Genomic DNA, 24914 nt, shown 5'->3' on the forward strand with positions numbered 1-24914 from the left:
ACGAAATGGCTCAAACGGGCGGTCTCGCATGTCCAGCATTGTCGTACATCGGACGAGCCTCAACGCGACATTGACCTACCGCAGCCTGACGCACTCCGCGCCCAGGGTCCTGTTCGACGACGGCCGATGTTGGCGGCGAGCGTCTCGACCGTGAACAAATCGCGATTTTTGGGGCGCTGCAGCCTTCGTCGTCGTGCCGGTTGGGGTGAGTGGACATAAATGCGACATAGGCCTGCGCGAAACCGTGGTGGGCTCCAAGCATCTGGCGAAATCGGCGCCGACAGAATTGTCGGATATCGCTCAAAGGCGCTTAGCGCGGTCGGACCCGCCTGTATGAATTAACGCTGTCGGAGCAACTGCGCCATCGCCGAACGACGAGTGGCGGACGATTGTGACCGTTTCTGGGTTTGACCTGCAAACGGCAAGTGGACGGAAACCAATACCAGCGGGCGGAGATCACCACCGATGCGCCCATTCACGGAGTCCCAGGGACATGATTTTCCACGGTTGATCGACGAGCTTGTTCCAAGCGGCGCAGCAATGGGCCCATGGGTTCTGATTAATGAGGGGTGGCTCTCTACATTTGGCTGCTGCGTCGAGAATTTTTGTTCGCGTTGTCTTTGTCCAATTCGGCTGAAGCATAACAAGCGTCCCATGGTTCTCTTCGGTGTACGATCTGTCCTTGTGCGTCACCAATACGGGCTTTTTCACTTCTCATCCAGGTGGCCGATGCAGTGTATTAAACGCGTTCCGGTCCGGTCGCTTCACCTCATGGACACTGAGGACTTTGTCTGCGAACGAACTTCACGATTCCGGTTTCTAGAAAGCATTGCCGCTCGGCGCGGCACGGAGTTCGTGGTAGAGCCAAGGCGTCATCGATCCTGTCTCAAGGCCGACTTTCGCAAGATGACCTTTCCATCGCTTCAGCCGCTCCGCGATCATGAAGGCTGCGTATCCGCGCTCCCGCCTACACCACCCGCCGATCCTGGTCCATAATACAGATGTGCGTGCTCTTGAGCTGACACAATCCAACGTAATATTCCATCGCTGCTCTCCTTAGTTCTTCGACAAACCAGGGCAGATGTCTCATCCGCCGAGGGGAGCAGCAACCTCATGTATGGGATGTATTACATTAGACCCTCCAGAGCTGTCCAATGACTTTGCCTCACCTGCACCTCCTCGGAGGAAGCATTCCAGGCATGTTTCAGGTTATGGCAGCGGCTGTATTTTCCGGCTGGACACATGACACTGCCGCTGACGAAGAGCATGGTCGTTTTCCTTCGTGATGCGGATGAATAGAAGCCGTCGTCGGTTCACACGCGAGTGTTCCCCGGCTGAAAGGAATTCAAACACAAAAATCGGTAGTTTTATTGCGGCCATAATATAGTGCAGATCCTGCTGATCCGCTTCCTGCTTCTTACTTTTCTTGCGGCCATCGGCCTTCGATGTTCGCAACATTGCCTCGCGACAACGCTCCTGGTCATTTTTTGTTCTGTTTAATTCACCTTCTCTAACACGTGAATGTCCGAGCCTGCATTGTCTGAGAGCACATCGATTGACACAAATCCTGCTCGGTGTGCACATTTTTTGAAAAACAACTCAGAAAAAGAAAACGAGTTCTTTAGATGTAGTCGATCACCACTTGTCAGTATAATCTCTTTTCCGCCAAGGCGAAAATCCAGATTCCTTTTGACCACCGCGGTGTGTATGACTTGCATGAATTGGTCTTCACCTCTTACATCCGACTCATACTCAAATGCGTCTGGATCGAAGTTAGCGTCGACCGGCAGCTCTGCCTTCATTCTATAGAAGACGTTTAGCTGAAATTCAGGATGCGCTTCATAGTAGGACTTTGCCACATCCCTCCTCAGATCTGAGCCAATTGAGATCGCAACCCAGCACCTCTTCGCACTATTCGATATCTTCTTCAGCGTCTCGACGACCGCCTGCACGGGGGGCGAGTCATTTATTGGGGCGGCAAGATTTCCAAATGTCCGGCCAAACATGACAACAAATACCGCGTCATCGTCGCAAAAATAGCGTCGCCCAGAGAATATATCGTCGCGTATGAACTCGATTTTCAACCCCAAAGCGGACGGCAAGTGCGCTATGTCCCCGAGGAACTCTTTTGACCGGTCAACGAGTGTGCAATGTGAGGTTTCGCCTCGCAGACCTGTTACAAGGGGAAGCGTTTTCTGTTGGAAAGCTCGCACTGTTCCGGGCCCATACTCCAGAACCGACACCCCTTTACGACATCGTTCGTCCTGGTGATACCATTGAACATAATCTCTCACTCTCTCGTGCAGTTTTTGGGCCAACTTGACTTCAGCATCCACCATATTGGTTGTGCCAGTGACGAGCGCATTGCTGATCCTCTGAGCTTCAGCCTTAGCCCATAACAATGCGCCACTCATTGGATTGCCATCCCGGTCGAGTCCAGTGTGGTGAGCGTATTGTTCAGGACCTAAGTCAGGTGCATATTTTTGCTGAAACAGCTGCAAACTCGTTTCAAGAAAGCTCAAGCTGATCTCCTCTCGATCGTTTAGCGGCTGGCTCACTTACCGCCGTAAACGAAGGTGGTACGCGTAGTCCGCGTATGCTGTGACCGGTCCCAGGGACCCGCCAAAGCGCGGCCCGCTCGTCAAAGCAGAAGCGCGACGCGACCGCCGATAAGCCCGTTGGGTCTATCTTCATGAACCCACAGGAAGGCTACAGGATTGGAAGGAGTAATCCTTGACGTCGATCAAGGGCAACCTGAATTCCGGGACGGTGTTGAACCGCGCCGGGTTTGCCGGAGGCTCCAACTTCTGAGAAAGTGGAGCCGATATGAGCAAGACAACAAACAAATTTTCACCGGAAGTCCGCGCCCGAGCAGTGCGGATGGTTTTGGATCACCAAGGCGAATATTCCTCGCGATGGGCAGCGGTTTCCTCGATCGCCGCCAAGATCGGCTGCACGGTGCAGACGCTCAATGAATGGGTGAAGAAGGCGGAAGTGGACGATGGTTCCCGGCCCGGACTCCCAAGCGACGTCGTCGAGAAGATGAAGGCTCTGGAGCGGGAGAACCGCGAGCTTCGGCAGGCCAATGAGATACTGCGCAAAGCGTCCGCTTATTTCGCGATGGCGGAGCTCGACCGCCCATTGAAGCGATGATCTCCTTCATCGACGAACACCGCTCGGTATTCGGGGTCGAGCCGATCTGCAGACTGCTGCCGATTGCCCGATCAACCTACTACGAGAACGTTGCCAAACGCCTGGACGTGGACCGGTTGTCGGTCCGCGCCCGCAGCGACATTGCATTGAAGATCGAGATTCGCCGTGTGTTCGAGGCGAACTTCCGCGTCTATGGCGTGCGCACGGTCTGGCGGCAATTGAAGCGGGAAGGCTTCGATATAGCCCGCTGCACCGTCGCCCGGCTCATGCGATCGATGGGACTTCAGGGTATCATCCGGGGCAAGCCGATCCGCACGACGATCCCGGACAAGACGGCTCCCAGCCCGCTCGATCGGGTGAACCGCCAGTTCAACGCTCCTGCGCCGAACAGGCTCTGGGTTTCGGATTTCACCTATGTCGCCACCTGGCAGGGTTTCGTCTACGTGGCGTTCGTCATCGACGCCTTCGCCCGCCGCATCGTCGGCTGGCGGGCGAGCCGGACGGCGCATGCCGGGTTCGTCCTCGATGCCCTGGAGCAGGCGCTTCATGAGCGGCGTCCCGTTCATTGCAACCTCCTCTTTCAAGGTGTTGCTACGACCGGTTGAATCTGCCCAATACGTCTCGATCAAGTATTCGGAGCGACTGGCCGAGGCGGGAATCGAGCCTTCCGTCGGAAGCGTCGGCGACAGCTACGACAACGCCCTCGCCGAAACGATCAACGGCCTCTACAAGGCCGAGGTCATTCATCGGCGCGGACCGTGGCGGAGCTTCGAAGCGGTTGAATTCGCCACACTCGAATGGGTCGATTGGTTCAACCATCGACGGCTTCTGGAGCCCATCGGCAACATCCCGCCAGCCGAAGCCGAGGAGCAGTATTACGCCATGCTGGACGAACCAGCCATGGCTGCATAACTTAAACCAAACGGCCTCCGGTAAACCCGGCGCGGTTCAGTTAGAAGATTATTGAAGTCATGCGCGATACCCCCCGTCAGCCGTCCCACTGCCTCAAGCTGTGGGCTTGCCTCAGTTGCTCCTCCATCGCAAGCCGTCTCGTTATGTCCGAGTTGATCGAGAGGATGGATTGTGGGCTAGAAGTACTGTCCCGCATTAGGGAGCAGCGGGCCTCTACGGTAATACAGCTCCCGTCCTTGCGCCGCTGCGCGATCTCGCCAGTCCATTCCCCAGTATCCACGACCGCGGCGGCGTAAGCGAGGGAATTGAAGTCATCGCCATAAAGCAGCGGTCCAACCGATTGGCCGAGTGCTTCTTCCGCAGTCCACCCGTAGATTCGCTCTGCCCCCTTATTCCAAAACAGAATCCTATGGTCGATGCCATGAACAATAATCGCATCCCGGGCCATATCGAGAAGCGCCGCCTGATGGGCAAGCTTATCTTCCGCGTCCTTGCGTGCCGAAACGTCAGTCATGCCACCGACACATCGAACCGGCTTTCCCTGGCGGTCGTAGATGATGTATCCAAAATCCTCGACATATGCGATCGAGCCATCGCCACGAAAGGATCTGTATTGATCCTCCCATGTTTGTTCCCTCGAATCGAGCGCTGATTGAGTGGAACGCAACACACGCTCTAGATCGTCCGGGTGAACATGTGCCTTCCAAAACCCAAGATTGCGACGACTTTCTTCAGGAGAGTGGCCAAATACGACCTTGAGGCCCTCGCTCCACCACATGGTGTCCGTAACAATGTTCCAATCCCAAATCACGTCCGCAGTTACGTTTGAGACTGCGCGAAACAACTCCTCGCTTTCACGAATCTTCTGTTCAGCAGCCAGACGCTGGGTGACATCCAGGGCCATAATCAGCCTTGCACTTCGACCTTCGAAGTCGAAGGCATGGGACGATATCCCTGCGAAGATGATTCGGCCGTCCTTGAGACAATGCCGGAAGACGCTCGGCTGCTCGACGCCAAGGCAGCCTTTTTGGGACGAATGTCCCTGTGCCGTAGTGGGCAACGGCAGCGTTGTTTACCATGAGGAAACAGAGCGTTTCGGTGTCGTACACCCACATTGGTTGGGGGTGAGAATCGAATAGCTGTACGTAGTGTGATTCATTTTGTAGCGGGGCGCTGCGGCTATCATGGGTCATCCATCGGGGGGTACCGTCGCGATAATCGAAGACCAAACGATAGCTTGGCTCTGGGCTTCTTGATTAGGCACTTCTGTTTCGGCGAATTCGGTCTTTTTCCGTCGGTCCAGCATCGGATGTCAATGACAGAGGAGCGAAACTTACGAAGAGCGAAGGGCCGCAGTCATTAACTTGCGCGAGGAGCTAAGGCGGCTTCTGAGAAGGCTTGCCGGCGAGTCAGGTCGAAAGGATCGAAACGCTTCCTGCCTGAGCCAACCTACTGGTCGCCATCATTGACGGAATCGGCCGCTCGTCAAAAGGCAATGAGGCGCTGCCGCCAACAGAACTTTGGTCTGATCAACGTACCGGGGTCTGAGTTGTGGGCTGCCGATCCTATCTCAAGAGTTTGCCAAGGACACCGCGGACGCTCGTCCGGCTCGACATCGCGCCTGACACAAATTATCTATAAAACATGACCGCGACGAACGAAGACACGATTGCCAACCGCATCTGCCGCATTCTCGCAGCACGGATCGTGACGGGTGAACTCGAGCCCGGCACCAAGCTCCGGCAAGATCACATCGCCGAAGAATTCGGAACGAGCCATGTGCCGGTGCGCGAGGCCTTCCGCAGGCTGGAAGCGCAGGGCCTCGCCGTGAGCAAGCCGCGTCGCGGCGTGCGAGTCGCCACGTTCAGTCTCGACGACGTTCGCGAGGTTGCCGAAATGCGGGCAGCGCTCGAAGTGCTGGCGCTACGCCATGCAGCGCCGCATCTGACGCCATCGATCCTCGATCTGGCAGAGGCGGCGACCGTGGAAGCCGACAATGCGCGCGACGTGCGCTCCTGGGAGGAGGCGAATCGCCGCTTCCATCGGTTGCTTCTGGCGCCTTGCGGCATGCCGCGCCTGCTCGCGGCCATCGACGATCTGCATGCGGTGAGCGCCCGCTTCCTGTTTGCGACCTGGCGCTCGGACTGGGAGGTCAGGCCTGACCATGACCACCGGGCGATTCTGGCTTTCCTTCGCCAGCGCAGGACAGAGAACGCCGCCGCCGTGCTGGAGCGCCACGTCCAGAGGATCGGACAAAAGCCGGCGAAAAACGCATCCGGAGGCGCCTTCGCCATCGTCGGCTGATCGCCGCGCTCAGCAGATTGCTTTTGCAGCGTTTTCCGGTTCCGAGAGGAAGCTCACCGTAGCGTCGTTCGATCCCGGAATCTCGTAATGGTTGAAACGCCACTCCAGCTCGCCGCTCAGGCGGTTGCGCCTCCGTCGCCCGAGAAATTATAGATAATATTGAAATCTATCTATATAGATCGTGCAGGCAGAGGGAGATTGCTAAGCATGCTGGATGCACACGCTTCAATTGAAGGAAGTTTCGCCAAATCCGGTGATGCCGCAGAGCGCTGGGCACTCGGCGACGCGAGAAAAATCTATAATCTGCCCTTCAATGATCTTCTTTTTCGCGCCCAGTCCGTCCATCGCGCGCATTTCGTTCCCAACGCCGTGCAGATGAGCCGGCTCCTGTCGATCAAGACGGGCGGCTGCGCGGAGGATTGCGGCTATTGCAGCCAGTCGGCGCATTACCCGACCGGGCTCAAGGCCTCGAAGCTGATGGAGGTCGAGCGTGTCGTCGCGGAGGCCCGCAAGGCCAAGGAGGGCGGGGCGACGCGCTACTGCATGGGGGCAGCCTGGCGCAGCCCGAAGGAGCGCGACATGGAGACGATCGTCGCCATGGTTGAGGGCGTCAAGGCGCTCGGCATGGCATGACGCTCGGCATGCTGACGCCGGCGCAATCGGAGCGGCTGGCGGATGCCGGTCTCGATTACTACAACCATAACATCGATACGTCCGAGCGCTTCTACGGTGAGGTCATCACCACCCGGACCTTCGCCGACCGGCTGGAGACGCTCGCCAATGTGCGTGAGGCGGGGATCAAGGTTTGCGCCGGCGGCATCCTGGGCATGGGCGAAACGGTCGATGATCGGATCTCCATGCTGGTGACGCTCGCCAATCTGCCAACCGCCCCCGAAAGCGTGCCGATCAATATGCTGATCCCCATCCCCGGATCAAAGCTCGCCGACGCGCCGCCGGTCGATCCGATCGATTTCGTTCGCACGATCGCGCTCGCCCGTCTCCTGATGCCGAAATCCCATGTCCGTCTCTCGGCCGGCCGCACGGAAATGAGCGACGAGCTGCAGGCGCTCTGTTTCCTTGCCGGCGCCAATTCCATCTTCGTTGGCGAGACGCTGTTGACGGCTGGCAACCCCGGCGAGGACCATGATGCGGCGCTGTTCCGCCGCCTCGGGTTGAAGGCGATGGAACTGCATCCGGCCGAACCGGAGCCGGCCGAATGACGCCGCGCGCTCTCGTCCGTTACGAGAGGACGCTGGCGGGGCTCGAGCGCAAGGGGCGGCGCCGGGCGCTCGCGCCGCAGCATGGTGTCGATTTCACCTCGAACGATTATCTGGCGCTTGCCCAGTCGCCGCGCCTCAAGGCTGCGATTGCCGCGGCGATCGAGCGTGGCGTGCCGGTCGGCGCCGGCGGCTCGCGGCTTCTGCGCGGCAACCATCCGGAGCACGAAGCGCTGGAGGCGGAGGCGGCCGAGTTCTTCGGCACGAGCCGAACGCTCTTTTTCGGCAACGGTTATACGGCTAATGTCGCGCTTTTCTCGACCCTGCCGCAGCGCGCCGACATCATCGTCCACGACGCGCTGATCCATGCGAGCGCCCACGACGGCATAACCGCGAGCAAGGCCGAGGCGGTTGCGGTGCCGCACAACGATGTCGATGCTTTTGCGGACGCGATCCGCACATGGCGCGACGGCGGCGGAAAAGGACATCCGTGGATCGCCGTCGAAAGCCTCTATTCAATGGACGGCGACCGGGCGCCGCTCGCCGAACTCGCCGCCCTCGCCGAGCGGCATGACGGCCTTCTGGTGATCGACGAGGCGCATGCGACCGGTGTTTTCGGCCCCGGCGGCCGCGGGTTTTCGGCTTCGCTCGAGGGCCGGGACAATATCGTCGTACTGCACACTTGCGGCAAGGCGCTCGGGGTTTCGGGCGCCTTGCTCGGCGCGAACGCGACCCTGTGCGACTATCTCGTCAACCGCGCCCGCGGCTTCATCTATTCGACCGCGCCATCGCCGCTGACGGCGGCCGCCGTTCGCGAGGCATTTAGGACACTCGCGGATGAGCCGCAGCGCCGAGCGGCGTTCGATGAGCTCAGAATATTCGCCAATGAGGCGCTTGCCGCAGCGCTCGGTATAGAGAGCAGCGGATCGCAGATTCTACCGGTAATGATCGGTGACAATCCTAGGGCGGTAAGGATCGCGGCGCGCCTGCGCGCCGAAAGCTTCGATATCCGCGCGATCCGTCCGCCAACCGTGGCTGAAGGTACGGCGCGGCTCCGGATCGCTATCACGCTGAATGTCGACCGGTCGGCGGTCGCTGAGATGCTGGAGAGACTGAAGATCGCGATAGTGGAGGAGCAGCCATGACGCTTCGCCTGGTGATCACCGGCACCGATACCGGCGTCGGCAAGACGGTCTTTGCCGCAGCACTCACCGATGCGCTTTCCGGGTCCTATTGGAAGCCGGTGCAGTCCGGGCTCGAGGACGCAACGGACAGCGAAACGGTGCGGCGGCTCGGGCAGATAGCGCCCGACCGCATTCTGTCGGAGGCCTACAGACTTACGACACCCGCCTCGCCTCATCTCTCTGCCAAGCTCGACGGTGTCACCATCCTGCGGCACGATCTTTCACTGCCTGACACCGACGCGCCGCTCGTCATCGAAGGCGCGGGCGGGCTGATGGTGCCGCTGACGGACCGGACGCTCTTTGCCGATGTCTTCGCGCGCTGGCGGATTCCCGTGGTCCTTTGCGCGCGCACCGGGCTCGGGACGATCAATCACACGCTGCTATCGCTCGAGGCGCTGCGCGCCCGCTCGATCCCGATCGTCGGCGTCGCCTTCATCGGCGACGAGCAGCCGGACACTCAAGCCACCATCGCCTCGCTCGGACCCGCCCGCGTGCTCGGTCGGTTGCCGCGGCTCGAGCCGCTGACGCCGGATGCTCTGCGGCAAGCTTTTCGCGCGAACTTCGACATCGACGCCTTCCGCGAGGCCCCGGTATGAGAACGTCGCCCGTCTGGCATCCTTTTACCCAGCATGCGCTCGAAGGCCCGATAAAACGGGTCGTTAGCACCGAGGGCGCCTACCTCATCGACGAGGATGGTGCGCAGATCCTGGATGCGATCTCCTCCTGGTGGGTGATCACCCATGGCCACCGGCACCCGGCGATCATGGAGGCGATCCGGCGTGCCTCGGAGGCCTACGATCAGATCATTTTCGCTGAATATACCCATGCACCGGCAGAGGAGCTGGCGAGCGGCCTGATCGGGATCGCGCCCGCTGGCCTCCGGCACGTCTTCTATTCCGACAGCGGCTCGACTGCAGTGGAAGTGGCCCTGAAAATGGCCTTGGCTTCTTCCACAACATCGGCGCCCCGCGCAGCCGCATCTGCGTCCTGGAGCACGGCTACCATGGCGACACCTTCGGCACGATGTCGGCCGGCGAGCGCGGCGTCTTCAACGCGGCCTACGAACCGCTTCTCTTCGCCGTCGACCGAGTACCGTTTCCCGAGTCGGGTCGCGAACAGGAGACGCTCGACGCGTTCGAGACCTTTTGTGCCTCCGGCCATGTGGCGGCGCTGCTCCTCGAGCCGCTGGTGCTCGGCGCCGGCGGCATGAAGATCTATCCGGCTTCGGTTCTCAGCGAACTGAAGCGGATCGCCGAGCGGCATCGCAGCCTCTTCATCGCCGACGAGGTGATGACCGGTTGGGGCCGGACGGGTCCGCTCTTCGCCTGCGAACAGGCGGGGATCGCGCCCGACATCCTCTGTACCTCGAAGGGGCTCACCGGGGGCGCGCTGCCGCTGGCGGCGACCCTTTGCACCGCCGAGATCTTCGACGCGCATCTTTCGACCGATCGCCGCAGGACGTTCTTTCATTCGAGCTCCTATACGGCCAACCCGATCGCCTGCGCGGCCGCCCTTGCCAATCTCGAAATCTGGATGACGGAGCCGGTAAGGGCGCGCGTCGAGGCGCTTGAGGCGAAGCAGCGGAGCCGCCTGCAACGCTTCGAAGGCGACCCGCGCTTCTGCAACATTCGCCAGGTCGGCACCATCGCCGCGCTCGATCTCGCCGTGCCCGTCGGCGGCTATCTTTCGGAGGTCGGGCCGCGGCTTCGGGCCTTCTTTCGCGAGCGCAGGCTCCTCATCCGGCCGCTCGGCAATGTCATCTATCTGATGCCGCCCTATTGCGTCACCGATGCCGATCTCGACCGGGCCTATGACGCGATCGACGAGGCGGCGTCGGCCTTCGTGGCGGGGCGGCTATGAGCAGCGCCCGGTCATCCCGCCTTGCCGGCTTCGGCCATTCCGTGCCGGCACGGCGCGTCGAGAATGCCGAAATCGAAACGAGGCTCGGCCTGGAACCGGGCTGGATCGAGCGGCGGACCGGCATCCGCGCGCGCCGTTGGGTCGAGGACGGGGATACGCTGAGCGCACTTGCGGCAAAAGCGGGGGAGGCGGCGCTTCAGGATTCAGGCGTCTCGCGGGGCGACGTCGCGCTGACGCTGCTTGCGACCTCGACGCCCGATCACTTGCTGCCGCCATCCGCACCGCTGCTCGCCCATCGTCTCGGGCTTGCCAAATCCGGTGCGATCGACCTTGCCGGCGCCTGCTCGGGCTTCCTTTACGCGCTGACGCTTGCCGACGGTTTCGTCCGCGCACAGGGAAAACCGGTGCTCGTCGTCGCCGCCAATATCCTCAGCCGCCGGATCAATCCGGCGGAAAGGGCGAGCGCCGTGCTGTTTGCCGATGCCGCCGGCGCCGTCGTCGTCGCGCCTTGCGACGATCAGGACAAGGGGCTCCTCGGCGTCGATCTGGCGTCGGACGGGAGCGGCTACGACCTGATAACGATCCCAGCCGGCGGCAGCAGCCGGCCCTTTGCGTCGGGCATGGCGGCGGAAGATGTGCTGATGACGATGCGCGACGGGCCGTGAGGTGTTCGTCCGGGCGGTGGAGATGATGTCGGCCTGCGCAACCCGCGCGCTCGCCGATGCCGGCATTGGTCCGGCGGACGTCAGCCGCTTCGTGCCGCACCAGGCGAATGTGCGGATCTTCGATGCGGTTTGCGACAATCTCGGCATCGATCCGTCAAAGACCGTGCGTACCATCGAGGAGCACGGCAATTCGTCGGCAGCGGCGATCCCGCTCTCGCTGTCGCTTGCGTACAAGGCCAGATCCTTCGTGCCTGGGGAGAAGCTGTTGCTGGCGGCGGCCGGTGCGGGGATGACCGGAGGGGCTGTGCTCCTCAGCATCTAGGGGACTGGGAACCTCGTCGGCTATCTGAGGGCGAGAGGAGGAAAAGAGGTGAGACATGGCAATGGCATGTTGTGAGTCGACTGTTCGAATCTCTCAAGGCAGCATGCTGCTATCGATCGGTAACCTCCACCTGGTGCCTGACAGTCTGGCATACGAGTGCCTTCCGGTCTGGCAGGCTTTCCTCCAATAAAGCCACGACGAAAGTGACGGTGAGGGAACATGAGAAAGCTTGTCGCAGGCAAACTGCATGGCATCTACGTAACTGAGGCAAACCTCAACTATCATGGATCAATTACGCTGGACCCGGACCATTGCGAGGAAGCTGGTATCCTGCCCATGGAGTTTGTCGAGATCTGGAACAGGAATTCCGGCGCCCGGATCTCAACATACGTCATTCTTGGTGAGCGGGGGTCGCGGTGCTGCGTTCTCAACGGAGCCACAGCGCGCACCTGCCAGCCCGGTGACCAGAGCAACTCGGTCTATCTCGACGAAAGCCGGATTACGTCGTTGAAACCGAAGGCGCGGCGGCGGTTCTTCGGCGTCCTCCCTGTTACGTTAGAAGCTTATATTTGCTCCCCGTTTGGCATCGTCACGGCAAACGAAGCCCTGCTGTTCCCCGCTCTTGGCAGTGAAGGCGCGCCAGCGGCGAGGTTGGCGAGCAGCTTGAAGCGCGCGAGGAGCGCGGCGGCGGTCGCCCGCCAGCGCTTCCTCCTTCATGTCACGAGCGACCATCGCAAAGGCTGCGCCTTCTGCCGTCACGATTTCCTGCGCGCGTTGGATCGTCCACAGGACAAAGTCGCGCCGGCTGCTGATTTCCACGGTTCAATGATTTATCCTGATTTGTTCAAGCGGATGCCTTATAGCGAATTTGGTGGGGCGATGCAGTCAGGAAAGAGTCGTTCTTCGGAATGAGCCGGAATAGCCGAATGACGCAGCAGTTCGATCTCTTTGTTGCGAACGAGGCAGTACCTGCGAAGGTGACTGGTTCCTTAGCGTTGAAGCGCCATTCTTCGAATGTGTTGTGCGAAGCAGAGATGGTTCGGCAGCTTCAGGAGACGGGGCGGTATCGCATCCTGAAAAAGCTCGAGCCTCGTGCTGTGAGCTTGGGGGCGCGATCGGGATTTCCCTTGAAGGGCGTCATCCTCGATACCGAGACGACCGGCCTTAATCATCGCAAGGACGAGATCATCGAGATCGGTGCGATCGCCTTCACATTCGATGACGGCGGCAGCATCGGCGATGTCACCAGCGTGTATGGTGGATTGCAGCAACCGAGCGTTTCTATTTCGCCGGAAATCACGCGTCTGACCGGCATCTTCGATGAAATGGTGGCCGGTCAGGTGATCGATGTCGATCAACTGAGCTCAATCATCGAGCCGGCAGATCTCATGATCGCCCACAACGCCCGTTTCGATCGGCCGTTCTGCGAGGCCTTTTCGCCCATCTTCGCCGGAAAAGCCTGGGACTGCTCGGTTTCGGAAATCGATTGGTCGGCACGGGGCTTCGAAGGCACCAAGCTCGGCTACCTGATTAGGCAGGCGGGCTATTTCCACGAGGGCCATCGGGCCGTTGATGACTGCTTTGCTCTGCTCGAGGTTCTCGCCGGCGCGGGAGAACCCGGGCGATCGCCGTTGGCCGAGCTCTATGAAGCAAGCCAGCGATCAGCGGAGAACAGCCCATTCGACATGAAGGATCACCTGAAGGGGCGCGGCTATCGCTGGTCGGATGGCAGCAACGGCCGTCCGAAATCCTGGTGGATCGAGATTGCGGAAGAGGCACTCGACGACGAGCTTCGGTATCTCCGCGCGGAAATTTATCAATGGGATGAAGCCGATCCACCGGTGAAGCGGCTCACCGCATTCGACCGGTTCAAGGCCTGATACGCTTTCGTCGCGTACAGCATGGGTGGTGGACTGTGTATTTCGCCTGTCATTTGGGCGCCACGAGTATGAACCTGTCGAAGCGACGCGCCTCCTTGCTCCGGCTTCGGGAGCTAGCTCCCGCTTCTCTCCCGAAGTACTTGGGCGATCGGCACCACCTCGGTGCAGTCGATCGCTCTTTGAAACGACTGCCGATGGCTGAACAAGGGACAGCGTGCCCCTGTCCCTCCTCTCTTCAGTGCTGCTTCAAAGACCCATTGTCAGAGCCAGCATAATCGGCTGGGTGACGGATATGACGTAAAACGTCACATCCAAACACCAGCAGATAGAGGTCCAGAAAAAGGCGGATAGAGTTCGCATTCTGCGTGTTTTGCACGGGGCCCAGACGTGTCCCGTCGAGTTCAAGGAAGAAATAAGCGCGATCGACGCTACTTTCTCGCGGTCTCAGTGCGATACCGCTCAAGGGCGGGCGATTCGCTTATGTTGATTGCATAATTCGCGTAAGCCAGTCGGCGAAAATCCTCGCCAAGCGGCGTTGGCTGCCTGATTTCGGATAGGCAAGGTAGTGCCCGATATAGCGCGTGTCACGACACCTGCCTGCGAAGGGCCGCACCAGTTTTCCGTTGTCCAATTCGCGGCGTGCCAGCACATCCGATTCCAGTGCGACACCCAACCCGTTAGCGGCGGCGTCTACCGCAAGGAAGCTCCTGTCGAAGCTCATCGTTGGTGCAGGCGGCGGTCCGAGGTTGTTTGCCTCGAACCAGTCGACCCACTGGATGCGCTTCAGATCGCTGCGTATGAGCGGCTTTCTTAGGAGGTCGCGGGGCGATTTGAGATCCTTGGCCATCTCCGGCGAGCAAAGGGGAGCGACGATCTCCTCTCCGAGAGGAATAACGATGAGGCCCTCGCGATCCAGAGGCTCGCCATAGACGATGTCCGCATCGAAAAGACCGTCCACGAAGCGGGCATAGTTCGTGCTCGCGGCGAACCTCACTTCAATGCCGGGGTTCTCTTTCAAGAACAGCGGCAGGCGCGGTGACAGCACCTGAGCGGCAAAACTTGGCGCGCAATGCACGCGCAGCAACTGCGTTCTTTTGGATGAAATGAGTTCAACACCACGGCGCAGTTCCTCGAAAGCGTTGGAAGCATGGGTGAGCAGCGTTTGCCCCGCCAGTGTCAGCTCGACATTGCGTGTCGTCCGCTCGAAAAGACTGGCGCCGAGATCGCGCTCCAGTCGCATTATCGCGTGGCTTATGGCGCTTGGCGAAAGCCTGAGCTCTTCGGCAGCGGCTCGAAAAGAGCCGAGGCGGGCGGCCGACTCGAAGATGCGCATGGCGGAAAGTGAAATCATGTTCAGCATCGAATTAGTGAAGCAGAGTCATCTACCGATGTAAACTTGGCGTTTGAAGTAGACCGCTTGTTCATTCAATTCTCTCTCCATCGAAGCGGCGGACCGCCATGCGGACGAAGAGGACCAGAGGCTTCGGGAGGAGATCTGTATGCTACTGCGAGGAAAGACCGCGGTCATTTCGGGCGCGGCAAGCAAGCGCGGCATCGGCCGTGCCACTGCCGAGCTATTTGCGGAGAATGGCGCCAGGGTGGCCATCCTGGACATCGAAGCCGAGGCCGCCAGTGAAGCGGCGTCGACCCTGGCACCGGTCGAACATGGCAAGCACATCGGCCTCGGCTGCGACGTCACCAACCGGGCGTCTTGCAATTCTGCAGCTCACGCGGCCATCGAGGCGTTTGGCGCTGTCGACGTGCTCATCAACAACGCAGGCATCACGCAGCCAGTAAAGACGCTCGAGATTTCCGACGCTGATTGGCAGCGTGTCGTTGCGGTCAACATGACGGGCGTACTGAACCTCAGCCAGTCCTTCATTCCGAATATGCGCGACAATGGCGGCGGATCAATTGCCTGCATGTCATCGGTCTCCGCCCAGCGGGGAGGCGGCATCTTCGGCGGTCCGCACTATTCGGCGGCCAAAGCTGGCGTTCTTGGCCTCGCAAAGGCGATGGCACGCGAATTCGGTCCTGCCGGCATTCGCGTCAATTCGGTAACCCCCGGTCTGATCCAGACCGACATCACCGGCGGCAAGCTGAGCGAGGAGATGCGGGCCGAGATCATCGGGGGCATCCCGTTGAACAGGCTCGGCGAGGCACGCGACGTCGCCAACATCTATCTGTTCCTCGCCTCGGACCTTTCAGCCTATGTGACCGGCGCCGTGATCGACGTCAACGGCGGGATGCTAATCCACTGAGCTCGTAACAAAGCCTCCAGTACAAATCGGAAGGAAAGAACGAATGACCGAGATTGGTCATAATGTGAGCTTGCGCGAGCGCGCGAGGCGCATCCGGCGCAACGCGCTCCGGATGGGCGAGGTCCAGGGCCAAGGATATATCGCGCAAGCGCTTGGTGTGGCCGACGTGCTCGCGGTGTCCTACTTCCACGCCACCAACTATCGTCCGGAGGATCCGGAGTGGGAAGATCGCGATCGGTTCCTGCTCTCGATCGGCCACTACGCGATTGCTCTTTATGCCGCCCTGATCGAGGCGAAGATCATCCCCGAAGACGAGCTCGAGACCTATGGCACCGATGATAGCCGGCTGCCGATGTCAGGCATGGCGGCCTATACGCCCGGCATGGAGATCACCGGCGGGTCGCTCGGCCACGGGCTCGGCATCGCAGTCGGCATGTGCCTGGCGTTGAAGCGCAAGAGCTCGAAATCGTTTGTCTACAATCTCTTCTCGGACGGTGAGTTGGACGAGGGTTCGACCTGGGAAGCGGCGATGTCAGCCGGTTCCTACAAGCTCGACAACCTGATCGGCATCGTCGACGTCAACCAGATGCAGGCCGACGGGCCGTCCCTCGGCGTGATGAACTTCGAGCCGCTCGTACCGAAGTTCGAAGCATTCGGCTGGTTCGTGCAGCGCGTCGACGGAAACGACATAGACGCGCTTGTCGGGGCCTTCGACGCCGCCCGCCACCACGACGGGGTACAGCCGCGGCTGATCATCTGCGACACGAAGATGGCGAAGGGCGTGCCGTTCCTGGAGGCGCGCGAGCGCAATCACTTCCTGCGGGTCGAGCCGCATGAATGGGCCGAAGCCCTTGATATCATCGATGCGGGAGCCGTGGCATGAGGCGTTCCAAATACATTCGGCAGCCGCACTTGCTGAATAACGGCGACGGGCCGCGGCTCACAACTTCCGCTATGATCGCGTCCATTGCCGGGCCGGACCAGCCGACGAAGCCGGCGCCTTTCGGCCACACGCTCGCCGCGATTGCTGACAGAGAGCCTCGCATCCTCGGTCTTTCCGCCGACCTGGCGAAATACACCGACCTGCACATCTTCCGCGCCGCCCATCCCGACCGGTTCTACCAGATGGGAATGGCCGAGCAGCTTCTGATGATGGCCGCGGCCGGCATGGCGCGGGAAGGCTTCCAGCCGTGGGTCACCACCTATGCGGTCTTCGCCTCTCGCCGCGCCTACGATTTTATCTGCCTCGCGATCGCCGAGGAGATGCTGGACGTCAAGATCGTCTGCGCGCTTCCCGGCCTCACCACCGGTTACGGGCCGAGCCATCAGGCGACCGAGGATGTAGCGATGTTCCGCGGCATGCCGAACCTGACGATCATCGATCCTTGCGACGCGCACGAGATCGAGCAGGCGGTGCCGGCGATCGCTGCCCACAAGGGGCCGGTCTACATGCGGCTGTTGCGCGGCAACGTGCCGCTCGTGCTCGACGAATACGGCTACCAGTTCGAGCTCGGCAAGGCGCAGCTGATCCGGGATGGACGGGACACGCTGATCATCTCGTCCGGCCTTATGACGATGCGGGCTCTCGAAGCGGCAAAGGAGCTCCAGAGGGACGGCGTGGACGCGGCCGTGCTGCACGTTCCCACTGTCAAGCCGCTCGACGAGGCGACGATCCTTGCGGAGTGCGGGAAGGGCGGCCGCCTGGTCGTGGTGGCCGAAAATCACACGATCATCGGCGGGCTCGGCGAGGCCGTCGCCGCCACGCTCATGCGCTCGGACGTCCGCCCCGCGGCGTTCCGACAAATTGCCCTGCCGGATCGTTTTCTCGAGGCAGGCGCCCTGCCGACGCTGCACGACCAGTACGGACTTTCCACGGGCAGGGTGGTGTCGGCGATCAAAGGCTGGCTGAACGAATAAGGGGGAGATCCGGCTTGGAGGAGCTGGATCGCCTTCGATCTAAGCACATGATGGAGGAGACAATGAGCTTGCAGATTCAGAGACGTACCTTTCTCGCATCGGCCGTGGCAGTTCTCACCGCGCCCGCGCTTGTCAGCACGATCCGGCCCGCCAGGGCCGAAACGACATTGACGCTGGGTCATGGCGCTGCGCCCGGCAATCCGCGCACCGTCGCAGCCGCGAAGTTTGCAGAACTCGTAGCCGAGAAGACCTCGGGCCGCGTGACGATCAACGTTGCGGGGGCGGAGACGCTTGGTAGCGATGCGGCCATGTTGACGAGCTTGCGAACCGGTGCCCTGGACTTCACGGCAAACAGCCAAGGTGCCACCTCGGCTCTGGTTCCGGAACTGGCGGCGCTCGGCTTGCCCTTCCTGTTCGAGAGCACCGAGAAGGCGATGAAGCTTCTCAACGGTGCCGTCGGAGAGGAGCTGAACAAGCGCTTCGAAGCGGTCGGCGTCGTTCCGCTCGACTGGTGGGACAACGGCATTCGCCATCTCACCAATTCGAAGCGCAAGGTGGTCGCACCCGGCGATGTCGCCGGTATGAAGATTCGCACGCCCGCAGATCCGATGACCATCGATATTTTCGAGACGCTGGGCGCGACGACGGAGCAGATCGCATTTGGCGAGCTATACATCGCGCTCCAGCAGGGCGTCGTCGACGGGCAGGAGAATCCCCTTGCCAATATCGAGAGCTCGAAGCTCTACGAGGTCAATCGCCACATCAGCCTGACCGCGCACAAGTGGGAGTCGACACCATTCCTGATGTCGAAGATCGCGGAGGCGCGGCTTGGAAGCGACCGCGAGGCGGTGAAAGCTGCGGCCAAGGAGGCTGGCAACCTGCAGCGAAAGCTCTCCACCGAGAAGGCGTCGGAGGTCCTGGCCGCCTTCAAGAGCAACGCGAATGTCGAAGTCGTCGAGGTCGATCGCGAGGCATTCGTGAAGGCGACGGCTCCTGTTGCCGAAATCTGGAAGAAGAAGCCTTTTGGCGATTTCGTCAGCCAGATCGAAACGGAGGCGAGGGCGTAACTGTCCTCCCCAAGCCGGAGCCCCGTCATGCTTACGCTGTTGCAGCTCGTCGACGCCATCGAGAAGATCATCGTGCGGCTCGCCCGCTTCGTCGTGATAGCGAGCGGGATCGCACTCACCCTCGTTACCACCAGCAATGTGCTCGCCCGCTATACGTTGAGCGGCGGTGGCTTCTCCTTCGCACAGGAGCTGCCGATGCTGATCTTCCCCTGGTTCATTCTGGCCGGCATCGTTCTCGCCGCACATATGGGCGGACACATGGCCGTCGAATGGCTCTACGAAAGGCTCGGCGAACGGCTCCGTTATGCCGCTTTCGTGCTCGCCAGTGCCATGAGCGCCTTCGCCTTCCTGGTGCTCAGCTACCAGGCAATCGTCGTCGCCGAGATCGCGGGCGTGGAACACAGTCCCGTGCTGCAACTGCCGAACAGCGTTGGGTACTACTCGCTCGCGATCGGCGCCTTCCTTGTGGCCATCGTCACGATCTCCGTCGCGGTGAGGGTACTTCGTTTCGGCTGGGGCCAGCGGACCCAGGCCGGGGCAGAGGAGATGCCGCTATGACGTTGGTGATGATCATCTCGTTCTCTATTCTCATGGTCCTGGCCGTGCCAGTGGGCTACGCCCTCATCATTGCCGCGGGCTTTGGTGTGCTTTTCAACGGCTACGTACCGCTCTCCGTCGTCGCGCAGCAGGTTTACGACCAGACCCAGTCGTTCCCCATGCTGGCCCTGCCATTTTTTATGCTGGCCGGGACGCTGATGCTCGGAGGCGAACTCGGCCGGCAGCTCCTGGCGCTTGCATCGAAGGCGATGCAACGCTGGCGCGGAGGCCCGTTGTCGACGACGGTCGTCTCCTCCGTCGTCTTTGGCGGCGTATCGGGCTCGGCTGTAGCAAATGCCAGCGCGCTCGGATCGGTGCTCATTCCCTGGCAGAAGAAGCAGGGCTATCCACCGGCGCTCTGTGCCGCCAACAATGCGACCTCGGCGGTCATCGACGTGCTCATCCCGCCGTCGATCCCGATGATCCTCTATTCACTCATCAGCGGTGTCAGCGTCGGCAACCTGTTTCTCGCGGGCGTCCTGCCCGGCCTCATCATGGCGGCGAGCTTCGTCTTCGTCTGCTGGTTCGTGTCGGTTCGGCGTGGGTACCACGCGCAAGCCGCGAAAGTGAAGAAGAGTGAGCTGGCGATGCTCGCGCTCAAGAGCTTTCCCGCAATTCTGCTGCCTGTTCTGATCGTTCTATTCCTGCGCTTCGGCTTCGCGACCCCGACCGAGGTGGCCGTGCTGTCGGTCATATATTCCCTGTTGCTGAGCCTCTTGTTTTACCGCGACCTGACCTGGACTCGCTTCTGCGAGAATGTGGTCGAGGCCGGCGTTGCGACCGGCGTCGTCATGCTTGTCATCATGGGAAGCGCCGCTGTCGGCTGGGTCCTGACCTTCGACCAGGCGCCGCAACAGATGGCGGCATGGGTAGCGAACAACATTTCGAGCCCCATCCTCATCATCCTGCTGATGAATGTCTTGATGCTGATTGTCGGTATGCCGCTCGACATGCCGCCGGCAGTCCTGCTGCTCGGCCCGATCTTCGTGCCTCTGGCGGACGCCATCGGTCTCGATCGTGTGCAACTCGGCCTGATGATGGTGATCAATCTCGGCATCGGCCTCTACACACCACCGATTGGCACAACCCTCTTCATCTCATCTTCGATCGCCAAGGCCCCACTCGGAGCGACGACGCGGGAACTATGGCCATTCTTCGGCATGGCGATGCTCCTTCTGCTTGCCGTCAGCTTCATCCCCGGTCTGACGATCTACTGACGGGAGAAGCGTGAGATGGACGGACTAGAATTCGTCGTGTCGGTCATAGGGCTGACCACGTCCTACGGTTCTCAAGGGTGGCGACTTTTCGGTTGCTCGCAATGAAGTCCATGCGCGCCTCGGAAGAAACGGCGCGGGCAAATCCACTTTGATCCGCGTCATCTCGGGTTCGCGCCTCCAAGGGTGACGGCGAAATCGTCTTGCGGGATCCTGCGGGTGCCGTTCGCAGCGAAGCGGAGGGGCGGTATCTGGCGCCGAAAACATTGCACTGCTGCATTTTCGAACGGGTTTGGGTTTTTTCGGTCGATTCCCTCGTCTTGGAAGGATGCCAGATCATCTGCTCCGATAGGTCGATGGCGGACATTTCCCTGCGGCAGTAAATAGACCGTGTTTGGGATTCATCGATCTCATCAGGAATGCATAGACGTCCTGCTTGTAGCGATTCCTCCATCCTACTGACGGCTGCCAACACTTGTTCAAGACCTGGCAGTGTGGCGTCAATATCGATCAGAGGCTTTGCTGAGAGGCCGGCAACCGCCGTGCTGCCGAAGTGATCGATGGCAATAACCTCAGGTCCTATCAATGCCTGAAGGCTTGCCGCGATATCGCGAAAGTGACTGGCTGTTTGTCATATGTAACGACTTCCAATGAAACCTCCATTGCTGTGGGTGTTCGAATACTTCTAGTCATTTCAGGGACATGAAAACGACAACAGCGTGCTATTAGCTCCACCGCTGAGTAGAGAGGCCACATGAGCGACGACAACATCATTAAGTTTGAACGACGGAAACCAAAGCAGGGGCTGATGACGGTCAGCCCAATGCGGCGGAAGGCGCTTACCTGGGTTGCCGTAATAGCAGGGCTGGTCCTGGTGTGGGCGTACTACCAATTCATCGCGCCCCCGAGCCTGCCATGAGAGGCACTCGCCCGCCATCTTTATCGAGGCCTGCAAACATCTGCATGTAGGACAGGGTCTTAGCGTTTTTGTGATCAGTTACACCGAGTAGCCGGTGGGGCTCAATCGCTCCGTGACGTTACGGACGGTCCAGGTTGCGGCCGCCGCAGGCGCCCACTCCGCCATCGCCGCGTTGCCTTGCAGTCTGCCCGAAACTGCCAAGGCGGTCTGCCGTGCGACGGCATGAGCGGAGATAGCGGGGCAGCGCAGGCTTCCTATCCATACCTGTCCGCAAATGCGAACAGACGTCGAAGCTGCTCATCAGCCGTGTAATCGGGATTACCGAGATCAAGCCAGGCAAGGACGGAGTAGCCCAAATCCCACAGGCCCATCCCGGATCTGATGGTGTCGAAATCGATGATGCCTCTCGGCAGACCGTCTCTGAATACAGCGTTCGGCGGCCCCCAATCATTGTGCCAGATAACCTTGGCATTTAGCGATGGACAAGTTCAAATCGGGCGTCGCGAGGCGACTCGACAACGCTGGTCGCCAACAACGACAAGGCCCGCCAGGTGCTTGGCTGGGAACTGCAATATAATTTGGGGGCGATCACCGAGTTGCTGGCATTCGCGCCGAAACGGCTAAACCAATCGGCAGACTTGCCGGGCGCTATTTGATGGCAGACCGGGTGAGGTCGACGGCTGGCGGCGGCGTCCGGCGACGCTGCAGCAGCGGGCGCTCGAGAAGCGCATATGCTGCGACACCAACAAGCGTTCCCGAGACGATCGCGAGGACCATCGACATCGCCCGATGGATGCCAAGCATGCTCCCCGCATTGGCGACGACCGAGATCGCGAAGGTATGCCACAGATAGATCGAATAGGACGCATTGCCGAGCAGGATAGGCACCTTCAGCACCGGCACCCGTCCACTGGCCTCGAGCGACAGCGCTCCGAGAACCAGCAGGACCGCGAGCGGCCCAGTCGTCCATTCATCGAACGGGAAACGGGCGGATCCGATCGCGGCGAAGCCGCCGAGCGAACCGATGATCAACAATGAACCGACCGCAGCTCCAGGAACCTTCCCTTTGAGCCAGAACTCACCGAGCATCATCCCGGCGACGAATTCGAGCATGATCGGACGCGTATAGGTCAATACTAGGACATTTTCGCTGGGCGCGACCAGCCCGATCGCCACCAGCACCACGAAGGGGCCGGCGATGGCCGGGAGGCGCCATTGGCGCGCCAGCGGCAGAGAAGCCGCGAACACCGCGTAGAAGAGCATCTCGAAATTCAGCGTCCAGCCCTGCACGAGCACCGGCCAGATCTCGCCGCTGCTCGGGGAACGAGCCGGAATGAAGAACAGGGAGGCCAGCACGTGATCAGCGGTCAGCACCAAATGGGGAAACAGGCCGACCAGCGCGCCGGCGACCATGACGGCCGTCGCGAGCCAGTAGACCGGCACGATTCGGCGAATGCGATCCTTCATGAATTTCGCGGGGGTCAACGATCGCCGGTCGCTGATCACCCACATGATGAAGCCGCTGATGACAAAGAAAACATCGACACCGGCCGCGCCGATTGCAAAATGATGGCCGGTCTTCTCGGCGGCATGAAAGATCACGACCGCGAGCGCCGCCGCCGCCCGAAGATACTGAATCGTCCGGATCGTTCCCATTGTCCCCTCTGACTGTGATGTTACCGGAAAACCTTCAATCCACCAGCATTGATCCAGCCACTCGGCAACTTCATCCAAACCTTCATCGGCATTTAGCAGTCCTCGTTCCGGGTGGTGGTCGAAACGATCCGACAGTTCGTTTCATTTGAGAATAGACCTACGAGGATTCGTGTTGAGTTGCAAATACATAACTAACGATGTGGATCATGTAAGGGAAAACCTCCACCACGTTCCGGAGAAACGCTGCGCCTTCCATCTTTCCAGCGCAGTCGTGGAACTCGACATGGGTGAACTTCGAAATCCGGTCGATGGCGAGGAACATAACCAGCTTTCCATCGGCCGGCGCAATTCGCAACTGTGGACGTGACCGATCTCGTAGCTTTTGACCTCTTACGCCGCTCCTTCGTTTCCTCGACCGGCAGTCGGGATATGCCATGGCGTTGCAGGCAGCGGTGCAGCGCGCTGCGACTGAGGTTGGGGATCACCGAAGCGGACGGCAACGGAACTGGTGCTTTCTTGCGACGCTTGGAGCTCGGCGTCGAAGGCGCTGCGTCGTGCGGGCGCTACCGTGAAGAATACTGTAAGCGCCGTCTCCGCCCCATTGGATAGGCTGTATTTTGAGGCTGGCCGGGCGTCTAGTGGATTGATTCCAACACTTGGTGCCCGCGTTTGACGGCGGCAATGATGTCGTCTGGGTCTGCCTTCCAAACGAAGGGGCGCGGCTCTTGGTTATGTTCTTTGATGAACCGGTTGATGGCCGCCTGCAGGTCGACGACGGAGTGAAAGACGCCGTGCTTCAACCGTCGGCGTGTCAGTTTTGCGAAGAAGCCTTCGACGGCGTTCAGCCATGAGCATGATGTTGGAACGAAGTGGAAGGTCCATCGCGGATGCCTTGCCAGCCAGGCTCGGACCTTCGGCTGCTTGTGGGTCGCGTAGTTGTCGAGAATGACGTGGACGGCCTTATCCTTCGGCAGTTCCGCCTCAATCGCGTTGAGGAAACGGATGAACTCCTGATGCCGGTGACGCTGCATGTTGCGGCCGATCACCGAGCCGTCGAGAACATTGAGGGCAGCAAACAGGGTGGTGGTGCCATGACGCTTGTAATCATGGGTCATCGTGCCGCCCCGACCCTTCTTCAAAGGAAGGCCCGGCTGCGTCCGGTCGAGCGCCTGGATCTGACTTTTTTCATCGACGGAAAGGACAATGGCATGGGCCGGCGGCGAGACATAGAGCCCGACGACATCGTGCAACTTCTCGGCAAAAGCCCTGTCATTCGACAGTTTGAAGCTGCGCCAGCGGTGCGGCGCCAGACCATGCTCGTGCCAGATCTTGACGACGGAAGAGGCCGCGATCCCAACTGCCTTTGCCATCGCGCGAACGGTCCAGTGCGTGGCCTCCTGCTTGGGCGTTTCCAGCGTCAGCCCGACCACCTGCTCGACCAGTGCCGGATCGAGCGGCGCGATGCCGGGCGGGCGGCTCTTGTCGCGCAAAAGGCCATCGACACCTTCGGCCATGAAACGCTCCTGCCATCGCCAGATGCAGGTCTTCGATTTGCCGGTGGCCGCCATAATCGCCACCGTTCCCAGGCCGTCGTCGCTCATCAGGATGATCTTCGCCCGCCACACGTGCTTCTGCGGCGAACCACGGTTCGCAACGATGGCTTCGAGCCGATTTCGATCAGCGGCGGTGACGTCGAATGCAATCCCTGTGCGCATGCGGCAACGTCGCACATTCGACGAGCGATGGGAATCAAAAACGGACTCTTTTGTCTCGATCAGTCCACTAG

At 60.4% G+C, this 24914-nt stretch carries 16 protein-coding genes, 10 pseudogenes and 1 other annotated feature; of the genes and pseudogenes, 18 read left to right on the forward strand and 8 right to left on the reverse strand.

What is annotated here, in order from left to right:
- Positions 1 to 1496 precede the first annotated feature (1496 nt).
- Positions 1497 to 2522, reverse strand: coding sequence for an L-histidine N(alpha)-methyltransferase (locus ILFOPFJJ_RS04325; RefSeq protein ID WP_246299463.1), 1026 nt, complete (start codon positions 2520 to 2522; stop codon positions 1497 to 1499).
- 304 nt (positions 2523 to 2826) lie between these two features.
- Between ILFOPFJJ_RS04325 and ILFOPFJJ_RS04330 the strand changes: the two are divergent.
- Positions 2827 to 4065: pseudogene (locus tag ILFOPFJJ_RS04330) on the forward strand (IS3 family transposase).
- Positions 3108 to 3223, forward strand: a sequence feature (AL1L pseudoknot). (Overlaps the previous pseudogene by 116 nt.)
- A 172-nt stretch (positions 4066 to 4237) precedes the next feature.
- On the opposite strand, the pseudogene ILFOPFJJ_RS04335 reads toward ILFOPFJJ_RS04330, so the two are convergent.
- Positions 4238 to 4969, reverse strand: a pseudogene (locus tag ILFOPFJJ_RS04335) (PAS domain-containing protein); the annotation flags it as partial.
- Positions 4970 to 5709: 740 nt separating this feature from the next.
- Between ILFOPFJJ_RS04335 and ILFOPFJJ_RS04340 the strand changes: the two are divergent.
- The 8 genes and pseudogenes from ILFOPFJJ_RS04340 to ILFOPFJJ_RS04375 all read left to right on the forward strand — a co-directional run bounded on the left by ILFOPFJJ_RS04340 (position 5710) and on the right by ILFOPFJJ_RS04375 (position 13497).
- Positions 5710 to 6369 (forward strand): GntR family transcriptional regulator, encoded by a 660-nt coding sequence (locus ILFOPFJJ_RS04340; RefSeq protein WP_173509313.1) that lies wholly within the window; start codon positions 5710 to 5712, stop codon positions 6367 to 6369.
- Between the two features lie 207 nt (positions 6370 to 6576).
- Positions 6577 to 7589, forward strand: a pseudogene (gene bioB, locus ILFOPFJJ_RS04345) (biotin synthase BioB).
- Complete coding sequence (locus tag ILFOPFJJ_RS04350; RefSeq protein ID WP_173509314.1) at positions 7586 to 8731, forward strand: 8-amino-7-oxononanoate synthase; 1146 nt, start codon at positions 7586 to 7588, stop codon at positions 8729 to 8731. The pseudogene bioB and the gene ILFOPFJJ_RS04350 overlap by 4 nt, the downstream one beginning before the upstream one ends.
- Positions 8728 to 9366 (forward strand): dethiobiotin synthase, encoded by a 639-nt coding sequence (gene bioD, locus ILFOPFJJ_RS04355; RefSeq protein ID WP_173509315.1) that lies wholly within the window; start codon positions 8728 to 8730, stop codon positions 9364 to 9366. Before ILFOPFJJ_RS04350 ends, bioD begins: the two co-directional genes overlap by 4 nt.
- Positions 9363 to 10630 (forward strand): annotated as a pseudogene (locus tag ILFOPFJJ_RS04360) (adenosylmethionine--8-amino-7-oxononanoate transaminase). Before bioD ends, ILFOPFJJ_RS04360 begins: the two are co-directional and overlap by 4 nt.
- A pseudogene (gene bioZ / locus ILFOPFJJ_RS04365) lies at positions 10627 to 11617 on the forward strand (3-oxopimeloyl-[acyl-carrier-protein] synthase BioZ). Before ILFOPFJJ_RS04360 ends, bioZ begins: the two co-directional pseudogenes overlap by 4 nt.
- Positions 11618 to 11836: 219 nt before the next feature.
- A pseudogene (locus tag ILFOPFJJ_RS04370) lies at positions 11837 to 12136 on the forward strand (aspartate 1-decarboxylase); the annotation flags it as partial.
- A gap of 407 nt (positions 12137 to 12543) precedes the next feature.
- Positions 12544 to 13497, forward strand: coding sequence for a 3'-5' exonuclease (locus tag ILFOPFJJ_RS04375; protein WP_173509316.1), 954 nt, complete (start codon positions 12544 to 12546; stop codon positions 13495 to 13497).
- Positions 13498 to 13975: 478 nt separating this feature from the next.
- Here ILFOPFJJ_RS04375 and ILFOPFJJ_RS04380 read toward each other — a convergent pair whose 3' ends face one another.
- Positions 13976 to 14857: a LysR substrate-binding domain-containing protein gene (locus ILFOPFJJ_RS04380; protein ID WP_173509317.1), complete on the reverse strand. Its 882-nt coding sequence runs from the start codon at positions 14855 to 14857 to the stop codon at positions 13976 to 13978.
- A gap of 139 nt (positions 14858 to 14996) precedes the next feature.
- Here ILFOPFJJ_RS04380 and ILFOPFJJ_RS04385 point away from each other — a divergent pair, with 139 nt between their 5' ends.
- The 7 genes and pseudogenes from ILFOPFJJ_RS04385 to ILFOPFJJ_RS35940 all read left to right on the forward strand — a co-directional run.
- Entirely contained in the window at positions 14997 to 15758 is a 762-nt protein-coding gene (locus ILFOPFJJ_RS04385) for an SDR family NAD(P)-dependent oxidoreductase (protein WP_173509318.1), read from the forward strand.
- A gap of 43 nt (positions 15759 to 15801) precedes the next feature.
- Positions 15802 to 16641, forward strand: a complete 840-nt coding sequence (locus ILFOPFJJ_RS04390) for a transketolase (protein WP_173509319.1) — start codon at positions 15802 to 15804, stop codon at positions 16639 to 16641.
- A complete protein-coding gene (locus ILFOPFJJ_RS04395) occupies positions 16638 to 17675 on the forward strand; it encodes a transketolase family protein (RefSeq protein WP_173509320.1) in 1038 nt (345 codons plus the stop codon). The genes ILFOPFJJ_RS04390 and ILFOPFJJ_RS04395 overlap by 4 nt, the downstream gene beginning before the upstream one ends.
- Before the next feature lie 62 nt (positions 17676 to 17737).
- A complete protein-coding gene (locus tag ILFOPFJJ_RS04400; RefSeq protein WP_173509321.1) occupies positions 17738 to 18742 on the forward strand; it encodes a TRAP transporter substrate-binding protein in 1005 nt (334 codons plus the stop codon).
- A 27-nt stretch (positions 18743 to 18769) separates the two neighbouring features.
- A complete protein-coding gene (locus ILFOPFJJ_RS04405) occupies positions 18770 to 19300 on the forward strand; it encodes a TRAP transporter small permease (protein ID WP_173509322.1) in 531 nt (176 codons plus the stop codon).
- Entirely contained in the window at positions 19297 to 20556 is a 1260-nt protein-coding gene (locus ILFOPFJJ_RS04410; protein ID WP_173509323.1) for a TRAP transporter large permease subunit, read from the forward strand. The genes ILFOPFJJ_RS04405 and ILFOPFJJ_RS04410 overlap by 4 nt, the downstream gene beginning before the upstream one ends.
- A 118-nt stretch (positions 20557 to 20674) precedes the next feature.
- Positions 20675 to 20743: pseudogene (locus ILFOPFJJ_RS35940) on the forward strand (hypothetical protein); the annotation flags it as partial.
- A gap of 315 nt (positions 20744 to 21058) precedes the next feature.
- On the opposite strand, the pseudogene ILFOPFJJ_RS04420 reads toward ILFOPFJJ_RS35940, so the two are convergent.
- Positions 21059 to 21139 (reverse strand): annotated as a pseudogene (locus ILFOPFJJ_RS04420) (GrpB family protein); the annotation flags it as partial.
- A gap of 168 nt (positions 21140 to 21307) precedes the next feature.
- On the opposite strand from ILFOPFJJ_RS04420, the gene ILFOPFJJ_RS04425 reads away from it, so the two are divergent.
- The gene (locus ILFOPFJJ_RS04425) at positions 21308 to 21472 is read left to right on the forward strand and encodes a hypothetical protein (protein ID WP_173509324.1); all 165 of its coding nucleotides are present in this window, start codon (positions 21308 to 21310) and stop codon (positions 21470 to 21472) included.
- 254 nt (positions 21473 to 21726) lie between these two features.
- Here ILFOPFJJ_RS04425 and ILFOPFJJ_RS04430 read toward each other — a convergent pair whose 3' ends face one another.
- The gene (locus ILFOPFJJ_RS04430; protein ID WP_173510153.1) at positions 21727 to 21933 is read right to left on the reverse strand and encodes a phosphotransferase; all 207 of its coding nucleotides are present in this window, start codon (positions 21931 to 21933) and stop codon (positions 21727 to 21729) included.
- A 45-nt stretch (positions 21934 to 21978) separates the two neighbouring features.
- Between ILFOPFJJ_RS04430 and ILFOPFJJ_RS36175 the strand changes: the two are divergent.
- Positions 21979 to 22096: pseudogene (locus ILFOPFJJ_RS36175) on the forward strand (UDP-glucose 4-epimerase GalE); the annotation flags it as partial.
- Positions 22097 to 22120: 24 nt separating this feature from the next.
- Here ILFOPFJJ_RS36175 and ILFOPFJJ_RS04435 read toward each other — a convergent pair.
- The 3 genes and pseudogenes from ILFOPFJJ_RS04435 to ILFOPFJJ_RS04445 all read right to left on the reverse strand — a co-directional run.
- On the reverse strand, positions 22121 to 23128 hold the full coding sequence (locus ILFOPFJJ_RS04435; protein WP_173509325.1) for an acyltransferase family protein: 1008 nt from the start codon (positions 23126 to 23128) through the stop codon (positions 22121 to 22123).
- A gap of 193 nt (positions 23129 to 23321) precedes the next feature.
- A pseudogene (locus tag ILFOPFJJ_RS04440) lies at positions 23322 to 23610 on the reverse strand (IS481 family transposase); the annotation flags it as partial.
- Between the two features lie 153 nt (positions 23611 to 23763).
- The coding region (locus ILFOPFJJ_RS04445; protein ID WP_210267314.1) for an IS630 family transposase at positions 23764 to 24914 on the reverse strand (1151 nt) is incomplete at its 5' end.

This window comes from Sinorhizobium psoraleae (assembly GCF_013283645.1).
Lineage (GTDB): Bacteria > Pseudomonadota > Alphaproteobacteria > Rhizobiales > Rhizobiaceae > Sinorhizobium > Sinorhizobium psoraleae.